At 70.0% G+C, this 17,448-nt stretch carries 17 protein-coding genes; 6 read left to right on the forward strand and 11 right to left on the reverse strand.

The features are described from left to right. Positions 1–137 precede the first annotated feature (137 nt). Positions 138–1,466 (reverse strand): HNH endonuclease signature motif containing protein, encoded by a 1,329-nt coding sequence (locus tag OX958_RS10615; protein WP_270137101.1) that lies wholly within the window; start codon positions 1,464–1,466, stop codon positions 138–140. 235 nt (positions 1,467–1,701) lie between these two features. Here OX958_RS10615 and OX958_RS10620 point away from each other — a divergent pair, with 235 nt between their 5' ends. Then, on the forward strand, positions 1,702–3,282 hold the full coding sequence (locus tag OX958_RS10620; protein ID WP_270137102.1) for an ABC-F family ATP-binding cassette domain-containing protein: 1,581 nt from the start codon (positions 1,702–1,704) through the stop codon (positions 3,280–3,282). Positions 3,283–3,319: 37 nt separating this feature from the next. Here OX958_RS10620 and OX958_RS10625 read toward each other — a convergent pair whose 3' ends face one another. From OX958_RS10625 to OX958_RS10645, 5 genes are all read right to left on the reverse strand, one after another. After that, on the reverse strand, positions 3,320–4,087 hold the full coding sequence (locus OX958_RS10625) for a phosphocholine cytidylyltransferase family protein (protein WP_270137103.1): 768 nt from the start codon (positions 4,085–4,087) through the stop codon (positions 3,320–3,322). Next, positions 4,074–5,177: a CDP-glycerol glycerophosphotransferase family protein gene (locus OX958_RS10630; RefSeq protein ID WP_270137104.1), complete on the reverse strand. Its 1,104-nt coding sequence runs from the start codon at positions 5,175–5,177 to the stop codon at positions 4,074–4,076. The genes OX958_RS10625 and OX958_RS10630 overlap by 14 nt, the downstream gene beginning before the upstream one ends. Continuing rightward, a complete protein-coding gene (locus tag OX958_RS10635; protein WP_270137105.1) occupies positions 5,174–5,962 on the reverse strand; it encodes an HAD family hydrolase in 789 nt (262 codons plus the stop codon). The genes OX958_RS10630 and OX958_RS10635 overlap by 4 nt, the downstream gene beginning before the upstream one ends. After that, entirely contained in the window at positions 5,950–7,359 is a 1,410-nt protein-coding gene (locus tag OX958_RS10640; RefSeq protein ID WP_270137106.1) for a mannitol dehydrogenase family protein, read from the reverse strand. The genes OX958_RS10635 and OX958_RS10640 overlap by 13 nt, the downstream gene beginning before the upstream one ends. An 84-nt stretch (positions 7,360–7,443) precedes the next feature. Beyond that, the gene (locus OX958_RS10645; protein WP_270137107.1) at positions 7,444–7,746 is read right to left on the reverse strand and encodes a hypothetical protein; all 303 of its coding nucleotides are present in this window, start codon (positions 7,744–7,746) and stop codon (positions 7,444–7,446) included. Between the two features lie 98 nt (positions 7,747–7,844). Between OX958_RS10645 and OX958_RS10650 the strand changes: the two genes are divergently transcribed. Next, positions 7,845–9,194 carry an NAD(P)/FAD-dependent oxidoreductase gene (locus OX958_RS10650; RefSeq protein WP_270137108.1) on the forward strand — a complete coding sequence of 450 codons (1,350 nt, stop codon included), beginning with the start codon at positions 7,845–7,847 and terminating at the stop codon, positions 9,192–9,194. 24 nt (positions 9,195–9,218) lie between these two features. Here the strand turns inward: OX958_RS10650 and OX958_RS10655 are convergent, their stop codons facing one another. From OX958_RS10655 to OX958_RS10665, 3 genes are read right to left on the reverse strand one after another with little or no spacing between them, the layout of a single operon-like run. Next, entirely contained in the window at positions 9,219–10,184 is a 966-nt protein-coding gene (locus OX958_RS10655; RefSeq protein ID WP_270137109.1) for an aldo/keto reductase, read from the reverse strand. Further along, positions 10,181–10,933 (reverse strand): SDR family NAD(P)-dependent oxidoreductase, encoded by a 753-nt coding sequence (locus tag OX958_RS10660; RefSeq protein ID WP_270137110.1) that lies wholly within the window; start codon positions 10,931–10,933, stop codon positions 10,181–10,183. The genes OX958_RS10655 and OX958_RS10660 overlap by 4 nt, the downstream gene beginning before the upstream one ends. Continuing rightward, the gene (locus OX958_RS10665) at positions 10,930–12,264 is read right to left on the reverse strand and encodes an L-fuconate dehydratase (protein ID WP_270137111.1); all 1,335 of its coding nucleotides are present in this window, start codon (positions 12,262–12,264) and stop codon (positions 10,930–10,932) included. The genes OX958_RS10660 and OX958_RS10665 overlap by 4 nt, the downstream gene beginning before the upstream one ends. Before the next feature lie 114 nt (positions 12,265–12,378). Between OX958_RS10665 and folP the strand changes: the two genes are divergently transcribed. From folP to OX958_RS10680, 3 genes are read left to right on the forward strand one after another with little or no spacing between them, the layout of a single operon-like run. Further along, complete coding sequence (gene folP, locus OX958_RS10670; RefSeq protein WP_270137112.1) at positions 12,379–13,254, forward strand: dihydropteroate synthase; 876 nt, start codon at positions 12,379–12,381, stop codon at positions 13,252–13,254. Next, on the forward strand, positions 13,251–13,982 hold the full coding sequence (locus OX958_RS10675) for a pyrimidine reductase family protein (RefSeq protein WP_270137113.1): 732 nt from the start codon (positions 13,251–13,253) through the stop codon (positions 13,980–13,982). Before folP ends, OX958_RS10675 begins: the two co-directional genes overlap by 4 nt. Next, positions 13,982–14,680 (forward strand): class III extradiol dioxygenase subunit B-like domain-containing protein, encoded by a 699-nt coding sequence (locus OX958_RS10680; protein ID WP_270137114.1) that lies wholly within the window; start codon positions 13,982–13,984, stop codon positions 14,678–14,680. The genes OX958_RS10675 and OX958_RS10680 overlap by 1 nt, the downstream gene beginning before the upstream one ends. 3 nt (positions 14,681–14,683) lie before the next feature. Here the strand turns inward: OX958_RS10680 and OX958_RS10685 are convergent, their stop codons facing one another. Further along, positions 14,684–15,334 carry a hypothetical protein gene (locus OX958_RS10685; RefSeq protein WP_270137115.1) on the reverse strand — a complete coding sequence of 217 codons (651 nt, stop codon included), beginning with the start codon at positions 15,332–15,334 and terminating at the stop codon, positions 14,684–14,686. Between the two features lie 115 nt (positions 15,335–15,449). Here OX958_RS10685 and OX958_RS10690 point away from each other — a divergent pair, with 115 nt between their 5' ends. Then, positions 15,450–16,136 (forward strand): (2Fe-2S)-binding protein, encoded by a 687-nt coding sequence (locus OX958_RS10690; RefSeq protein WP_270137116.1) that lies wholly within the window; start codon positions 15,450–15,452, stop codon positions 16,134–16,136. 52 nt (positions 16,137–16,188) lie between these two features. On the opposite strand, the gene OX958_RS10695 is transcribed toward OX958_RS10690, so the two are convergent. Next, on the reverse strand, positions 16,189–17,265 hold the full coding sequence (locus OX958_RS10695) for an FAD-dependent oxidoreductase (RefSeq protein ID WP_270137117.1): 1,077 nt from the start codon (positions 17,263–17,265) through the stop codon (positions 16,189–16,191). Positions 17,266–17,448 lie beyond the last annotated feature (183 nt).

Raw genomic sequence — 17,448 nt, forward strand, 5'->3', positions numbered from 1 at the left:
AAGAGCGACAGACAAGAGCGACAGACAGTGCCCCGGTCTGCGGCGGGTTGCTGGGTGCCGGGGTGAGAGGCAGGTGCCTGGCGGGCTCAAAGAGCGGACCGCCACGGCAACTACAAGCGAGCATGGCGACCCTCAATTCAGGCGCTGTTCGGCCAGACTATGGAGTTGTCTCCCCTGAGGTCGATCACAGCGGCGGGAGGCGCTGGACCAAGGCAGGTGTCAGCGTCCGGCGTCGGAGTACGAGCGGCGGGGGAGCTGGGCGGGGTGAGTCTTCGGTGGGGGTTCGGCGGAGGGCGGGTGGCCCAGGTCGGGGTGGTGACTTCGACGTGGTTGCCGGTGATGGTGACAGTCCAGTGGCCTTTGTGCAGGCCGGTGTGGTGGACGCGGCAGAGCAGGACGAGGTTGGCCAGGCTGGTTGCGCCGCCGTCGGCCCAGCTGACCAAGTGGTGGGCGTCGCAGTAGATCGGTGGGGCGCCGCAGACCACGCATCCTCGGTCTCGGTGGTTCAGGGCATTGCGCAGGGCTGTGGTGACGAGGCGGAATTCGCGGCCGACGTCCAGGATCTGACTGTCCGACCCGAGCACGACGGGGATGATGCCGGCGTCGCAGGCAAGTCGCCGGATCGCTGCTGCCGACAGGCCGTCGCCATAGGTGAGGTCGCCGGTTGTCTGCTGGGCCGCGTCCAGCAGGTCCTCGAGATCGATGGTCACCGCGATGTGGGGCTTGATGCCGCCGCGGGTGGGAAGGTCGCCGGAGTTCAGCGCGATGTTCAGCGCATCCACCAGGGCGTCGGCCTGCCGCTGACCGCGCGAACGTGGATCGCGGTCACCGGTCGCAGTCCGGTGGGGCTTGGCGCCGGCCTGCAGCACAGTCTCGAAGGCTTCGGCGTTCTCGGCGGCCAAGAAGCCGCCGAATCGGACACCGCCGTCCGACTTCTTCGCCCATACCTCCTCCTGCGCCCGGGCAGCGTCCTCGCGCGGCTCCGCCCCGTCGGTGTCCAGAATGTCGCGGACCGCGGCGCCCATCTTGCGTAGCTCGCCAGGAGCAAGGTGCCGAGCTGCCTGAACCATCTGCTCTTCGGCCGCGACCAACTCCTCGACAGGAACGTTCGCCGAGGCGGGGATCTGTTGCAGAGCAGACACGATCGCCCCGGCCTGCGCCGCGTGCAGCACCACTTCACCGTCGTCACCACCAGCAGGCGAGAGCGCAGCCGCCACCGCGCGGTACTTCGGTAGCGCGGTCGCAAGCCGCACCCGCCGATGAGCCTCGGTGGAGTCCAGCCGGTACCGCGTCGCGATCAACCGGGCAGTGTCATGGGCGCCGATCTCCTCGGCGTACCCCATCTCCTCCAGGCGCCCGAGGATCGCCAGGCCGCGCGCCTCACACAGGGCGATCTCGTCGTGCAGGACGTCGTAAGCGGACAGCAGCTCGCTGCCGCTCATCATCGCCACCGCCCGATCCTCCATACCCACCAGGCTGAACGAGCCCACCGACAGTTTCTGATCGCAGAATCCTTTGCAAACAAGGGAAATCGCGTCTGCTCGAAAATGCGGTTGAAGCGACCGCGGAGAGCGTCTACGCTCGTTCCTGTCACATTGCCTACGTCTGGGGTTCGGGTTGTCGAACTGAGGTCTCTCTTCTGTAGCGGTTGATCGCCACCGGTCGGTGGGCGGTCTCGTTCGAGATCTCGGAGTGCAACTTATGTCTTATTCCCTGACGTGTACTGACCTCTTTTTCGCCTGGCCGGACGGCGACGTGCTGTTCGACGGGCTGACCTTCGTGGCCGGGCCGGTGCGGTCCGGGCTGGTCGGGCGCAACGGCGCCGGCAAGTCGACGTTGCTGCGGTTGGTCGCCGGGCGTTTGACACCGCAGCGTGGGGCGATCCGGGTGAGTGGCGAGCTGGGCTACCTGCCGCAGGACCTCACCCTCGACACCGGGCTGCGGGTCGACCAGGCGCTCGGCATCGCGGAGGTCCGCGCCGCGATCACCGCCATCGAGCGGGGCGACGCGTCCGAGACCAACTTCGCGGTCGTCGGTGACGGCTGGGACGTGGAGGAGCGGGCCGAGGCGACGCTCGGCAAGCTCGGGCTCGGCGCGATCGGCCTCGACCGCCGGGTCGGTGAGTTGTCCGGTGGCGAGACGATCCTGCTCGGCCTGGCCGCCGAGCTGCTCCGGCGGCCCGACGTCCTGCTGCTCGACGAGCCGACCAACAACCTCGACCTGCGGGCCCGCAAGCACCTGTACGACGCGGTCGACGCGTTCCGCGGCGCGCTGCTGATCGTCAGCCACGATCGCGAACTGCTCGACCGGGTCGACCAGATCGGCGACCTGCGCAAGGGGGAGGTGACCTGGTACGGCGGCAACCTGACGGCGTACGAGGCGGCTGTCGCGCTCGAGCAGGAGGCGGCCGAGCGGATGGTCAGGTCGGCCGAGTCCGACCTGAAGAAGCAGAAACGCGACCTGGTCGAGGCCCGGATGAAGATGGATCGCCGCCGCGCGGCGGGCCAGCGGGCCTTCGAGCAGGGCGGTATCCCGAAGATCGTCGCCGGTGGGCTGAAACGTTCGGCGCAGGTGTCGGCGGGCAAACACCTCGGCCAGCAGAGCGATCGTCTGGACGCCGCGCAGGAGGCACTGACCGACGCCGAGGAGAAGGTCCACGACGACGACAAGATCCGCGTCGACCTGCCGAAGACCGCGGTCCCGGCGGGCCGGATCGTCCTGCGCCTGGAGGACTACGTACTGCGGACCGGTCTGCACGCCGATCTGGAGATCCGGGGTCCGGAGCGGATCGCGCTGACCGGTCCGAACGGCGCCGGCAAGAGCACCTTGTTGCACGCTCTGACCGGAGACGACCTGCCGCTGGTGCCGTGGCGCTTGCTGCCCCAGCGGCTCGACCTGCTCCGGGACTCACTGTCAGTGGTGGAAAACCTGGCGCTTCTCGCCCCCGGCGTGGAGAACCAGGACCGCCGGGCCCGCCTGGCCCGGTTCCTGTTCCGGGGCCGAGCGGCCGACCAGCCGGTCAGCACGCTCTCCGGCGGCGAACGCTTCCGCGCCACCCTCGCCGCGCTGCTGCTGGCCGAACCGCCACCGCAACTGCTGATGCTCGACGAGCCGACCAACAACCTCGACCTGGCCAGCGTCGCCCAGCTCCAGGACGCCTTGGCCTCCTACAACGGCGCTCTGGTGATCGCCAGCCACGACCTGCCGTTCCTGCGCGAGGTCGGCATCACCCGCTGGCTGCATCTCGACCAGAACGAACTGACCGAGATCGATCCGCTGTAGCGCGGTGTGCGGGGCCGCTCGGCCCCGCACACGCTGCTCAGGCAGACAGTTCGGTGACCGCGGGGGTGGTGTCCGGCACGCAGCGCAGGTTCGCGCGGGCCAGGTCCTCCTCGAAATCGACCTCGACGGCGGCGTACGCCGAGATGTCGAACGGGCGGAACTTCAGTCCTCGCTCGGCGATGGCGGTCTCGATCCCGCGCTCGAAGTAGTCGTTGTCGGCGCACCGGGCGAGGTGCTCGATCAGGATCGGCTTGTCCCAGCTGGAGACGTAGTTGATGCCGATCGCCTCACCCAGGCCGCCGACGACGGTCTTGGACAGTTCGTCGATGTGGCCGTGGGCATCGATCGTGTACTTCACCTCCTCGTCGGCGACCGACGCGGTGTCGACGCAGACGAAACTCTGGTCGGCGCGGATCGCCGGCGCCAGCTGGTCGAGGATCGCCGGGTCGAAGACGACGTCGCCGTTCATCCACAGCACACCGCCCGGGCCGGAGGCGCGCAGAGCCAGCCAGAGGCTCTTGCTGGTGTTCGTGGTGGCGTAGTGCGGGTTCTGGACGAAGCCGGCCTGGGGCGCGGCGAGCATCAGGTGCCCGGCGCTGTAGCCGACCACGAGCGTGGCCCGGTGGTCGTTGCCGAACGCGGTCTCCAGTGCGTCCAGCTGGTGCCGCAGGATCGTCCGGCCGTCCCGCAGGACGGTGAGCGGCTTCGGCAGGCTGCGACCGAGACGGCTCCCGAGGCCGGCGGCGAGGATCACTACCTGCAGCTTGGTCGTGGTGCTGGACGGGTCGTGGTCAGCGGTGGTCATCCTGGCCTCCTTGTGGGGCGTCGAGATCCGGAAAGAAACGGGCGATCACACGCTCGGTGGCGTGACCGTCCTCCAAGTGGCAGAACACCTGCCGGAACGCCGAGTAGGCGTCCTGGTGCGCCGCGCTGACCCGGTCGAGGTCGAGCAGCGCGTCGACGACCTCCGAGCTGGTCCGCAGCAGCGGACCGGGCGCGTTGGCCGTCAGGTCGAAGTAGAACCCGCGCAACTCGTCGCGGTAGTTCTCCAGATCGTAGGTGAACAGCAGGATCGGCCGCCCGGTGATGGCGAAGTCGAACATGGTGGAGGAGTAGTCGGTCACCAGCACGTCCGAGGCGGCGTACAGGTCGCGGATGTCGGGCTGGTCCGAGACGTCCACCACCGGCACACCCGGCGGTACGGCGAGGTGCTCGGCGACCAGGTTGTGCACCCTCAGCAGCAGCACGTGGTCGTCCCCGAGCCGCCGCCCGAAGTCGTCCAGATCCAGCTGCAACGTGAAGTCCGGCTGGTCTGTCGAGAACACCTGGTCGTCCCGCCAGGTCGGCGCGTAGAGCACCGCGGTCACCCCGTCGGCGATGCCCAACTGCTCCCGTACTTCGGCGCGGACCTTCTCCTGCCGCGGTGAACTCAGCAGATCGTTGCGCGGATACCCGGTCTCGTGGACCTCACCGGAGAGCCCGAAGGCGTTCCGCAACCGCTCGGTGCTCGCACTGTTCGGTGACAGCAGGTGGTCCCAGCGCGCGACGTCCTGGTCGAGGTAGGCGAGCCGGCCCTCCGGCGCCCACCGGACGTCGTGGTGGATGCGCTTGAGCGGCGTACCGTGCCAGGTCTGCAGATAGACGGCCTCGGGCCGCTTCACCCAGTCGAGCGGAATGTGGTCGTTGGACACCACGACATCGGCGGCCTCCAGTGCCTTGATGCAGGCGGCGCTGCCGTGCTCCACAGTCGGTACGCCGAGCGGAAACCCGCGCTGGTGGGCCGGTCCGGCGAGCCACAGGTGCTCGTGGTTCGGCGCCCGGACGACAAGCTCCTCGTAGAGCGCGCGCGGGTTGTCGCAGTACCGGCCGTTGAAGGCGTTGTAGAGGATCTTCATCGAACCACCTCCGCGGTCGGGGCCTGCTGATCGAGGGCGGGCAGCAGCAGCCCGGCGAGCTCGTCCCATGAGGAGACCACGGTCAGTACGCCGACGTCGTACAGTCCGGCGATTCGCTCCGCCCGCTCCGCGGCGGGAACGAACACCACGTTACCTACGGTCGGGCAGCCGGCCGCGACGGCAGAGCGGGCGCCCGGAAGCGAGTCCTCCACCGCAAGGCCGGCCGCCGGCTCGATGCCCAGCTGCTCGCACGCGTGCAGGTAGATCGCCGGGTCCGGCTTGCTAGTGGGCGTCGGGAGCGAGTCCTCGGCGGAGAACACCAGCTCGGCCGGGATGAGATCGGTCAGACCGGTCGCGGCCAGACAGGCGTGCAGCCGGACGAGTGCGCTGGAGCTGACCGCGGCCATCCGCAGCCGGCCCGCCAGGGCGGTCAAGGGCTCGATCACGGTCGCGTCCGGCGTGAGGGTGCGCCGGAGATGATCGGTCACGACCCGTTTCTCCTCCTCCACCCAGGCCTCCAGCTCCGGGACCTGGTCGATGCCGTGCTGAGCCGCGAGCGCGAGCGCGGTCCGCCGGAACGTCATCCCGGTGGTGGCCAGCCGCAGCTCCTCGGCCGTGGGGATCTCGGTGACGCCGAGCCCGGTCAGGAACCGGCCGGTCACCTGGGCGGACGCGGCGAAGGCCGGTTCCTCGGAGGGGAACAGGTTGCCGTCGGCATCGCACAGCAGAACCTGCACCGATCGCAGCACGGCCGGCGGGAGTGGGGTGGCGCTCAGTGGTGACAAAGAAGGGTCCTCATCGTCGAAGTGAGACCTCGGTGGTCGAGGTCGTTGATCAGCGTCTCGATCGTGCGGACGTCGTCGGGATGCTCGGCCAGATCGGCGAAGACGTCGGTCAGCGTCAGTACGGCAGTCGTCCCGGTCGCCGCCAGCGCGCGAAGCTCGGTCAACCGGGCGTCCTCGACCTCGATCGGCTCGCCACGCAGGCCGACGCCACGCAGGTAGCGCAGCCAGGCAGCGACGGCCAGCAGAAGCAGCTTCCGCGGCCGGTCCGCGGCTTGGGCGGCCCACAGCGAGGGCAGCAGATAGGCCGGCATCTTGGTCGAGCCGCGCCGGCACAGTCGCGGCAAGCCGTCGCCGACGGCCGGATTGCCGAACCGGTCGAGCAGCGTACGCCGGTACGCGTGCAGCTCCATTCCTGGCACGTCCTGCGGCAGCAGCGGCGCGATCTCGTCGCCGAGCAGGCGCGCGACGTACTGGGAGATGACGGGATCGGCCATCGCTTCGTCGGTCCGCCGATGGCCGGCCAGCGATCCGAGGTAGCCGAGGGCGCAGTGCGCGCCGTTGAGCATCCTGGTCTTGATCAGCTTGTACGGCGCCACGTCGTCGACGTACCGGACGCCGACCTGTTCCAGCGGCGGCCGCTGGTTGCTGAAGCGGTCCTCGATCACCCACTGGCTGAACGGTTCGGTGATCACCGGCCAGCCGTCGTCGACCTGGAACTCCCGCGCGATCCATCGCCGGTCCGCGGCGCTGGTGACCGGCGTGATCCGGTCCACCATGCTGTCGGGGAAGGCCACCGTCCGGTCGATCCAGGCAGCCAGCCCGGTACTGCGCGCCCGGGCCGCGGCGATGACCGCGCGGCGCGTGGCTGCTCCGTTGTCGGGCAGGTTGTCGCAGGACAGCACGGTGAAGGGAGCGATACCGCGCTGCCGCCGCAGTTCCAGACCGGCCGCGATCACGCCGAAGACCGACGGCCGGCCTGCAGTTCCGTCGGCGGCGTACCCGTCTCCGGTGATGGTCAGGGTGACCAGCCGGACCCGTGGGTCGGCCAGCCGGGCCAGGACGGCGGCGCGTTCCTCGGCCAGCAACAGGTACTCGACCATGACGCCCACGACCCGGGCGGTGCTGGCGGTCGATCCGCGCTCGACGACCGTGAAGAGATTGTCCTGGCCGCTGAGCACCTGGCCCATTCGCGGACTGCTGATCCCGACCCCGATCACGCCCCAGTCGCGCTCCTGCAGGCCGGCGAGCCGGTCGAAGTAGGTCAACTGGTGAGCGCGGTGGAAGCCGCCGACGCCGAAGTGCACCACGGCCGGGGTCAGCGCCGTCCGGTCGTAAGCCGGCAGATCGACCCGCGAGACGGGGCTGAGGAAAGTCGACGGGGTGAACTGAAGAGTCATAGGGCTCCTTCTGTGCAGGCTCCCGAACCCTGCTGCCCAACGCCCGGACCAGACCGGTTCCCTCCGGGAGCCGGCGTCAAACGTCTACGGGCGGGGATTCGTACGGCGCCAGCGCGGTCCCAGGTCGGCGGTTCGCCGGCCCGCCACCGAGGCACAGCGGGGGCACTGCCGGTCCACTTCGTCCGCCGCGCCGCCGGTCTCGACGAACGTGTCCTCCCAGGCGACGTGGGAGAAGCGGCGCAACTGAGCTCGATGCAGCGGCAGGCCGCAGACCGTCTGGTTCAGCCCACGTTCCCAGGCGTGCACCTCGCCGGCCGGAAGCCGGTTCCCGTCCTCGTCGCTCCACTGACTCGTCGCTGCCACGGCATACCGCCGTCGTCCTGCCATCGGCGCGCTCCTTCCGGATCAGGGGACCTCGCGGCGCATCTTCGCGCCGGGTTCGGGTACCCGGCGCAGGACCCACTCACGCGAACGGGAGGCTTCTCATGGCGACCGACGATCCGCAGCGGACTGCGGCCGACCCGACCGGCGGCAGACCTCAAGTCGTTGTCGTGGGCGGCGGTTTCGGTGGCCTTCAGGCGGTCCGTGGTCTGCGACGTGCCGACGTCGACGTGCTGCTGATCGACCGGACCAACCACCACCTGTTCCAGCCGTTGCTCTACCAGGTGTCCACCTCGCTGCTGGCTCCCGGCGACATCGCGCCGGCGTTGCGCCGGGTCCTGGCCGGGCAGCGCAACGCGCGGGTGCTGCTCGGTGAGGCGACCGGGGTGAACCCGGTCGGCAAGACCGTTCAGGTGCGGTTGGCCGACGGCACCGGGCGGGACGTTCCGTACGACCACCTGGTGCTCGCGACCGGCTCCGAGCCCAGCTACTTCGGCCACCCCGAGTGGGCTCGCGACGCGTTGCCGATGAAGACGATCGATCAGGCGGTCGAGCTGCGGAACCGGCTGATCCACGCCTTCGAGGCGGCGGCGGTGGCCGATGATCGCGACGAGCGGTGCGAATGGATGACCTTCGTGGTGATCGGCGCCGGCCCGACCGGCGTCGAGCTGGCGGGTCAGCTGGCCGCGATGGCCCGGCGTACCCTGCGCGACCAGTTCCGCGATCTCGATCTGAGCGAGGTGCGGATCGTGCTCGCCGACGGCGCCGACAGTGTGCTCGGCGCCTTCCCCGAGAAGCTGCGCCGGCACACCCAGCGGCGGCTGGAGAAACTGGGCGTCGAGATCGTCCTGGGGGCGTTCGCGACCGGCGTCGATCCGGAGAAGGTCACCTTGAAGGCGGGTGGGGCGGAGCGGGAGATCCGCGGCCGGACCATCCTGTGGACGGCCGGCGTCCAGGCGTCACCGCTGACCCGCGACCTGGCCAAGTCGCTCGGCGCCGAGACCGACCGCGGCGGCCGGGTGGTGGTGGGCCGGGACTGCCGGCTGCCGGGCCGGCCGGAGATCTTCGTGATCGGCGACGCGGCCAACCTGGACGACCTGCCCGGGATCGCCGAACCGGCCATGCAGGAAGGCAAGTACGTCGCCAAGGTGATCCGCCGCGGTCTCGACGGGCAGTCCACGGTCAAACCGTTCAAGTACCTCGATCTGGGCACCATGGCGACCATCTCACCGGGGGACGCCGTCGCCGACATCCGCGGCCTGCGCCTGAGCGGGCTGATCGGCAAGGTCGCCTGGGCCGGCGTCCATCTCGCGTTCCTGGTCGGCTGGGGCAACCGGGCGTCGGTCCTGACCACCTGGTTCGCCACCACCTTCAACGGCACCCGCCGCCAGCAGGTGATGCTCGGCGGGCCGACTACGCGCAAACCGACGACGACCGCGAGCCCGAAGGCCTGAACTCGCGGTCGCCGAACATCGCCGTCAGCCTGGCGTCGGTGCATCCTCACGAAGCAGCCCGGCCGCTTTCAGGGCCGGCCAAATCGCCTCCGGTACTTCGGTGCGGGCGAGCGCCGCGTTGGTCCGGACTTCTGCCGCGGTCCGGCAGCCGACGGCGATACCTGCCACCGCGGGATGGAAAAGCGGGAACTTGAGCGCTACCGCGGGCAACGTGACCTCATGCGCCTCGCAGACGTCGGCCAGCTTGTTCGCCTTCTCCAGCAAGGCGGCGGGCGCCGGTGCGTAGTTGAAGGTCGCGTCGGCGGGTGGCCGTGGCCGGGACAGCAGGCCGGAGTTGAAGATGCCCACGGCAACTACCTGGACGTCGTTCTCGAGGCAGGCGGGCAGCACGTCGTCCAGACCGTCCGGATCCAGGACGGTGTACCGGCCGGCCAGCATGATGACGTCGAGGTCGACCTCCCGGACGAAACGGGTCAGCATCGCCGTCTGGTTCATGCCGGCGCCGAGCGCGCCGATCACGCCTTGTTCCCGGAGTTCGATCAGGGCCGGAAACGCGGTCGCCACCGCCTTGTCGTAGTGGTCGTCCGGGTCGTGGACGAAGACGACGTCGAGCCGGTCGGTGCCCAGTCGCCGCAACGAGTCCTCAATGCTCCGCAGAACGCCGTCCCGGCTGAAGTCCCAGCGGCGACGACGGTTCGAGACCACCGCGAACCCCTCGCCGTCCGGCTCCGGAGTGTCGGCCTCGTAGATGATCCGCCCGACCTTGGAGGACAGCACGTACTCCGCTCGCGGCTTCCCGGCGAGCCCGGCGCCGAGCCGTTCCTCGGCCAGACCGAGACCGTAGTGCGGAGCAGTGTCGAAGTACCGCCAGCCTTCGTCCCAGGCAGCCTGCACGGTCGCCACCGCCTCGGCGTCCGGCACGGGGGAGAAGAGCCCGGCCAGCGGTGCCCCGCCGAGCCCGATCCGGTTGCCGTCGGCGAAGAGCTTCATGACCGGGCTGCCGGGAGGCGCAGGTTCTGCATGCCGCCGTCGACGGCGAGCGCGGTACCGGTGGTCGAGCCGGACAGCGGGCTGGCCAGGTAGGCGATCGCCGCGGCGACCTCGTCGGCCGAGACCAGGCGGCCCATCGGCTGGCGGGCCTCCAGCGCCGAGCGCTCGGCGGCCGGGTCGGTCGCGACGTCGAGCAGCCGCCCGACCCACGGGGTGTCCGCCGTACCGGGGTTGACGCAGTTGACGCGGATGCCCTCACGGACGTGATCGGCAGCCATCGCCATGGTCAGCGCCAGGACCGCGCCCTTGCTCGCGCTGTACAACGCGCGGTTCGGCAGCCCTGCCGTCGCGGCGATCGAGCACGTGTTGACGATCGCCGCCGCCGACGATCGGCGCAGATAGGGCAGGGTGGCGCGGGTGACCCGCGCGATCCCGACGACGTTCACGTCGAGGACCCGGTGCCACTCCTCGTCGTCGTTGCCCGCGACCGTGCCCTGCGCGCCGATCCCCGCGTTGTTGACCAGGATGTCGATGCCGCCGAGCTGCAACGCCGCCGCCGAGACCGCGTCGCGGACCGAGCCGTCGTCGCTCACGTCCGCGGCGATGCCGGTCAGCGGGGCGGGGACGTCGGGCAACAGGTCGAAGACGACCACCTCGGCGCCGCGGGCCGCGAGCAGGGTGGCCGCGGCCAGGCCGATCCCGGAGGCTCCTCCGGTCACCACGGCCTTGAGGCCGGCGAAATCCGTCACTTGTCGCTCTCCTTCGTCTGCTCGGCGGTTGCCAGCTCGGTCCAGATCTTGCCAGCCGGGTACCGGTAGTCGCACAGCGTCGTCGCGTCCATCTCGGCGCTGAACCCCGGCCGGGTCGGCGCGACATAGTTCCCGGCTTGGATCACGACCGGTTCCAGAAAGTGTTCGTGCAGGTGGTCGACGAACTCGATCACCCGGTTCTCGGTGCTGCCACTGACCGCGACCAGGTCGAACATCGACAGGTGCTGAACCAGCTCACACAGTCCCACCCCGCCGGCGTGCGGGCACACCGGTACGCCGAACTTCGCCGCCAGCAGCAGGATCGCGATGTTCTCGTTGACGCCGGCCACCCGGGCCGAGTCGATCTGCAGGAAGGACAGCGACCCGGCCTGCAGCAACTGCTTGAACACCACCCGGTTCTGCACGTGCTCACCGGTCGCGATCCGGACCGGCGCGACCGCCTTCGCGATCGCGGCGTGCCCGAGGATGTCGTCCGGGCTGGTCGGCTCCTCCACCCACCACACGTCGTACGGTGCCAGCGCCTCGATCCAGGCGATCGCGTCGGCGACGTCCCAGCGCTGGTTGGCGTCGATGGCGATCCGGAACTCCGGGCCGACCGCCTCGCGGGCCAGCCGCATCCGGCGGACGTCGTCGTCGAGGTTCGCGCCGACCTTGAGCTTGATCTGGGTGAACCCCTCGGCCACCGCTTCGTGGCACAGCCGGACCAGTTTCGCGTCGTCGTACCCGAGCCACCCGGGAGTGGTCGTGTACGCCGGATAGCCCTGCTCCCGCAGCAACTTCTCGCGCTCTGCCCGGCCGGGCAGAGCGGCGTACAGGATCTCCAGGGCCTCGTCGCGGGTGAGCGCGTCGGTCAGGTAGCGGAAGTCGACCAGGTCGACGATCTGCTCGGGGGAGAGGTCGGACAGCAGCTTCCACAGCGGTACGCCGGCGCGCTTGGCGGCCAGGTCCCAGACGGCGTTGACGACCGCGCCGATCGCCATGTGCATGACGCCCTTCTCCGGGCCGAGCCAGCGTAACTGCGAGTCGTGGACCAAGGACTTCCAGAAACCCCCGAGGTCGTTCAGCGTCGCCTCCACGTCCAGGCCGATCACGTGGTCGCGCAGCGCCTCGATCGCCGCGGTCTGCACGTCGTTGCCGCGGCCGATGGTGAAGGCGAACCCGTGCCCCTCCAGTCCGTCGCCGGCGTCGGTGCGCAGGATCAGGTACGCCGCGGAGTAGTCGGGGTCGGCGTTCATCGCGTCGGAGCCGTCCAGGTCCAGCGACGTGGGGAAGCGGACGTCGTAGGTCTCAACCTCGGAGAAACGCGGCATGCGGGGATCCGTTCTGGGCAGTGATCCGGTCAGTCCCGTAGATCCTATAGGATATCTGCCAGATCGGGTACGGGCTTCCGAACTGCCGCGGGCCCCGATGGATAGAGTCGGGACGTGGCGGACGACGGGGTACTGCGGTTGGGCGGGCGCAGCTTCGCGCCCGGCGAGTTCGCGCTGATGGCGATCGTGAACCGGACGCCGGACTCCTTCTTCGACCGGGGCGCGACCTTCGCCACCGACGCGGCGTACGAGGCGATCGACCGGGCGGTGGCCGACGGCGCGGACCTGGTCGACATCGGCGGCGTGAAAGCCGGCTACGGCGAGCCGGTCAGCGAGGAGGAGGAGCTCCGCCGCACGGTCGGCTTCGTGGCCGGCATCCGGGAGCGGCATCCCGGCCTCGTGATCAGCGTCGACACCTACCGCAGCGCGGTGGCCCGCCGGGTCGGCGCGGCCGGCGCGAATCTCATCAACGACACCTGGGCCGGTTCCGACCCCGCGATGCCGGCCGCCGCGGCCGAGGTCGGCGCCGGCCTGGTCTGCAGCCATGTCGGCGGCCTCACCCCACGGACGGATCCGCACCGGACGGCGTACGCCGATGTCGTGGCCGACGTGATCGCCACCACCACCCGCCTGGCCGAGCGCGCGGTCGCCGAAGGGGTCGACCGCGACGCGATCGTGATCGACCCGACCCACGACTTCGGCAAGAACACCCTGCAGTCGCTCGAGCTGACCCGCCGGCTGGACGAACTGGCCGCGACCGGCTGGCCCGTCCTGGTCGCCGTCTCCAACAAGGACTTCATCGGCGAGACGCTCGACCTGCCGCCCGGCCTGCGAGGCAACGGCACGCTCGCCGCGCTGAGCATCTCCGCCTGGCTGGGCGCCCGGGTCTTCCGCGTCCACGACGTCCCCGCCGCCCGGCAGGCCCTCGACCTGATCGCCGTACTGCGGGGCGCCGCCCTGCCCGCTGGAACCCGGAGGAGCCTGGCTTGATCCGACAGCTGTCCGACCTCACCGACGACGAGGTGATCGCGGCGTACCAGGTCGAGGATCGCTCCCGGCCGCACCTGCGCAGCAACTTCGTCTCCACCGTCGACGGTGCCGTGGAGATCGACGGCCAGTCGAAACTGATGTCGAGCCCGGCCGACCAGGAGGTCTTCGGCAAGCTGCGGATGCTGTCCGACGTCGTACTGGTCGGGGCCGGCACCGTGCGGGCCGAGGGCTACAACCCGTTGCGGCTGGGCGCCGAGCGCAGGACCTGGCGCCAGGCCCTCGGGCTGCCGGAGAACCCGACGCTGGCGATCGTCTCGTCGCGGCTGGAGCTCGACCCAGCCGATCCGGTGTTCGTCCGAGCGCCGGTCCGGCCGATCGTTCTCACTCACGAGGCCGCTCCGCGGGACCGCCGCGAAGCGCTCGGCGAGGTCGCCGACGTACTGGACTGCGGCGAGACGGAGATCGACCTCAAGGTTCTGATGGCGACGCTGGCGGAGCGCGGTCTGCCGCAGATCCTGTGCGAGGGCGGGCCTCGACTGCTCGGCGCCCTGACCGCGGCAGACCTGATCGACGAGATGTGTTTCTCGCTGGTGCCGCTGCTGGCCGGACCAGGCTCCGGGCGGATCACCGCCGGGTCCGGATCGAAGGTCGCGCGCAAATTGCGCTTGAGCTCGGCACTGGCCGCCGCTGACGGAACGCTGCTGATGCGCTACCTCCGGAGTGCCTAATGGCCGTCGTCAGCGCAGCCGTCTGCCCGCACCCGCCGCTCCTCATCCCCGAGGTCGCAGGCGGCGCCGCTGCCGAGTTGGACGACCTTCGAGCCGCCTGCCTGGCGGCAGTCGACCAGTTGGCGGAAGCCGACTCGGTGGTGATCGTCGGCTCCGGACCGGCCACCGGCACCCGGTACGACGCCGCCGCGGGCGGCAGCTTCGGCCTGTACGGCGCCCATGGTGTTCGCGTGGGCACGGGTGATCCGGTGCTGCCGCTGTCACTGGCCGTCGGCGCGTGGCTCATCGCCCAAAGCAAGGCAGCCAACCTGCCGCGCTTCTCGATCACCGTCGCAGCCGACGAGACTCCGGCTGCCTGCCTCGACCTCGGTCGCCGACTGGCTCACGGCCCCGACCACATAGGGCTGCTGGTGATGGGGGACGGTTCCCCGCGACGCAGCGAGCACTCGCCGGTCCATCTGCACCCTCGCGCGGAGCTCTTCGACACCACCGTCGCCGCTGCGCTGGACCTGGGAGACACCGCTACTCTCGCTGCGCTCGACCCTGAGCTGGCGGCCGAGCTGCACGTTGCCGGCAGGGCGCCCTGGCAGGTACTTGCCGGTGCGACCAGCGTGGCGCGGCTGCGTGGGCACCTCGGGTACCACGCTGCGCCGTACGGGGTGGGGTACTTCGTCGCCAGCTGGACGCTGGAGGGCTAGGGCTCAGCTGACGACGCGTACGTCCGGCCAACGGGTCGCGGTGGCAGCGAGATCGGCGTGACCTGCCTCGGTCAGTTGGTTGGTGAGCTCGACCCGGGCTGCCTTGACGGCATCAGCTGCCTCCTCGGCGGTCGGGTACGGCCCGGACCAATTGCTGATCGCGTCCCCCGCGAACCACTCGCCGGCCTGTGACTGCTTCACGTGAGCCGCTGCAAGACGGTCGGCCGGGAAGGCGTCGCCGCGCTCGGCCGTGAGCTGAAGCACCGCGTCGACGGTGACCACGGCCGCGGTCAGGTCGGTCAGCGGACGGAGGTACACGGCGTCGGTGAGTACGAACTCGTACCCCTCCGGTGCCCGTTCCTTCAACCAGGCAAGGGCTTCCTGCGCGGTCTCCGCCAGCAGGGCGGCGTTGTCCGGGTCCTGGAGGGCGTGGACTCCGCACAGCCTCGTGTGGGTGGAACGCAGCTCGTTCTGCCAGAGGCGGACCTGGAGCTCCTCGCGGCCCGACAGCCGCCGGCCGAGAATCCGCGCCAGCCCGATCACGTCGAAGTTGAGCTCGTCCGGAGTCCGTTTCCGGCCCGGCTCGAAGGGCTCACCCGGCCTCGTGCCGCGCGTCGTCCACGGACCCACGTGCCACCGCTCCAGCACCGCCATGCTCCGACCCTACGCTTCCGCACTGCACAACTTCGGATCGGGTTTTCGGCTTGCAGACAACGGTTGCCGAGGTCGGGGCAGCGCCGGTGGCCGACCCGGACCGTAGGGTGGCTGTATGACCTACACCGCGAGACGCCTCGCGGGCATGCTGGACGGCGAGGTGTCCTGGCTGTCCGTCCGTACTGCGTCCGCGGTGCCGGGCCCCGACTGGATCTCGTGCGCCGACGTGATCCGGGAGCAGCAGGCCGGCGGCGATCCGACGTACGGGTGGCGTCGGGCGCTGCTGGACGACTACGCCCGCGAGTACGCGATCGATCCGCCGCAGCAGGTAGCGGCGATGTTCGTGCTCATGTGGTACGTCTCAGTGCCGACTGTGGTGGCTGGACTCGCCACTGCGCTCACAGGTCTCTCGCCGGACGTATCAGCCGAGTCGCTGGCCTTTCGCAAGCACCCGACCGCGCACTATCCGATCGAGGTCGCCCTGCTGTCAGACCGGCTGGTCCCGATGGCTGAGGCGGCGCAGCAGGTCAATGAGCACACCAAGGCCTTCACCGACAGCTACAGCCCCGGTGTGAAGCTCAGCTCCCGTCAGAAGCGTGGCGCAGTCGATGACGAGCTCCGCGGCGCGCTCCTGGTCCCGGAAGAAGCAGTGCAGGCCGCCGAGGCCGCAGAGGCCTTCCAGATCGACCTGGCGCAGGAGATCCGCACCTCTTGCTGCTTCCTCTACGCGCTTCCCAACGTGAACGCTTGCAGCACCTGTCCGCGAGTCCGCACTAGTACGGTGCAACACCGTGTCCCTTGAGAAGCCGCTGATAACCAGGCAGCTGGAGTTCGGTGCCGCCGGCATCTGACCGTCAGAGCCGGAAGGCCTCCGGCGCCGAGCCCGAACCGGTCACCAGCTCGGTCAGGTACCGGGCGATCAGCGGCACGAACTTGAACCCCTCCCCGTGGAACCCCGCCGCGACATTGATCGGCCCGCGCCGGTCGACGACGAAATCCCCTCGCGAGGTGTTGTCGTACAGGCAGCTGATCGCCTCGGACCGGGTCACGTCCAGCCCTGGGAACCACTCCCGGACGTACGCGATCAACGCCGCGTCCCGCGTGGGCTCCACCAGGAAGTCCCGCTGGTCGAGGGCGACTACCGGCCCGGTTCCGTGCAGCCCGACCTTGACCCCACGCCCTTCCTCGAACACCCCGTACGCCGGAGTGCCTGTCCGCCGATCCACGAACACCGGCCACTGCGCCGACCCGTCCAGCGGCGCGAAGAATCGCGGCTGCTCCTGGGACGCCGTGATGGCGAGCACGTCGACGGCACCAGCCAGTACCTGAGCAGTCCACGGCCCAGCCGTCACCACCAACTGCCCAGCCCGTACTGCGCCCGCCGCCGTCTCCACCTCAACACCACCCCCGGCAACCCGTACTCCGGTCGCCGCACACCCCGTGCGGAACTCCACCCGCAACGCCCGAGCCGACGCCCGGATAGCCGTCAGTGCCTGCTCCGCCAGCGCCCGGCCGGACCGGGGTTGGTGCAGCACCTTCGACTCGAACCGCATCCCCGGCCAACGTTCCATCGCCGCTTCCGGCTCCAGTACGTCGTACTGCACGCCGTGCCGGGCCAGTAGCGCCGCGGCCTCCGTCACCTGTCGCTCGGCCAGACCGTGGTCGACACCACCGACCAGATCCAGCATCTGTACGCCGGTCTCGTCCTCGAGTTCCGACCACAGCACCTGTGCTCGGGCGGCCCGAAGCAGCTCGGCCTCGTTGTCGATCGCCAACCGGAAGAGCCTGGTGCCGCCGTGCGACCCACCTCTGTCGTGGCCGAGCTCGTACTGCTCCAGCACCAGCACCTCACGGCCTGCCGCGGCCAGCGCGCGGGCCGCGGCGGACCCCATGGCGCCGGCTCCGATCACGACGACGTCATAGGTCTCCATGCACCCTTCCTACCGTCCTTCGCCCGTCTCTGGCGTCCCTGCTCGGGTGATGGACCGGGTTCGCTCGTAGCGCAATAGCCGCAGCCGAACGCCCATCGGCGCGAGAAGCCCGAGTGAAGCGCTACAAAAGGGATTCGGGCTTGTGCGGCCGATATTGTCGGTGGCCGCGGGCACCATGTCGAT

Origin of the sequence: Kribbella sp. CA-293567, from assembly GCF_027627575.1 — a bacterium.
Lineage (GTDB): Bacteria > Actinomycetota > Actinomycetes > Propionibacteriales > Kribbellaceae > Kribbella.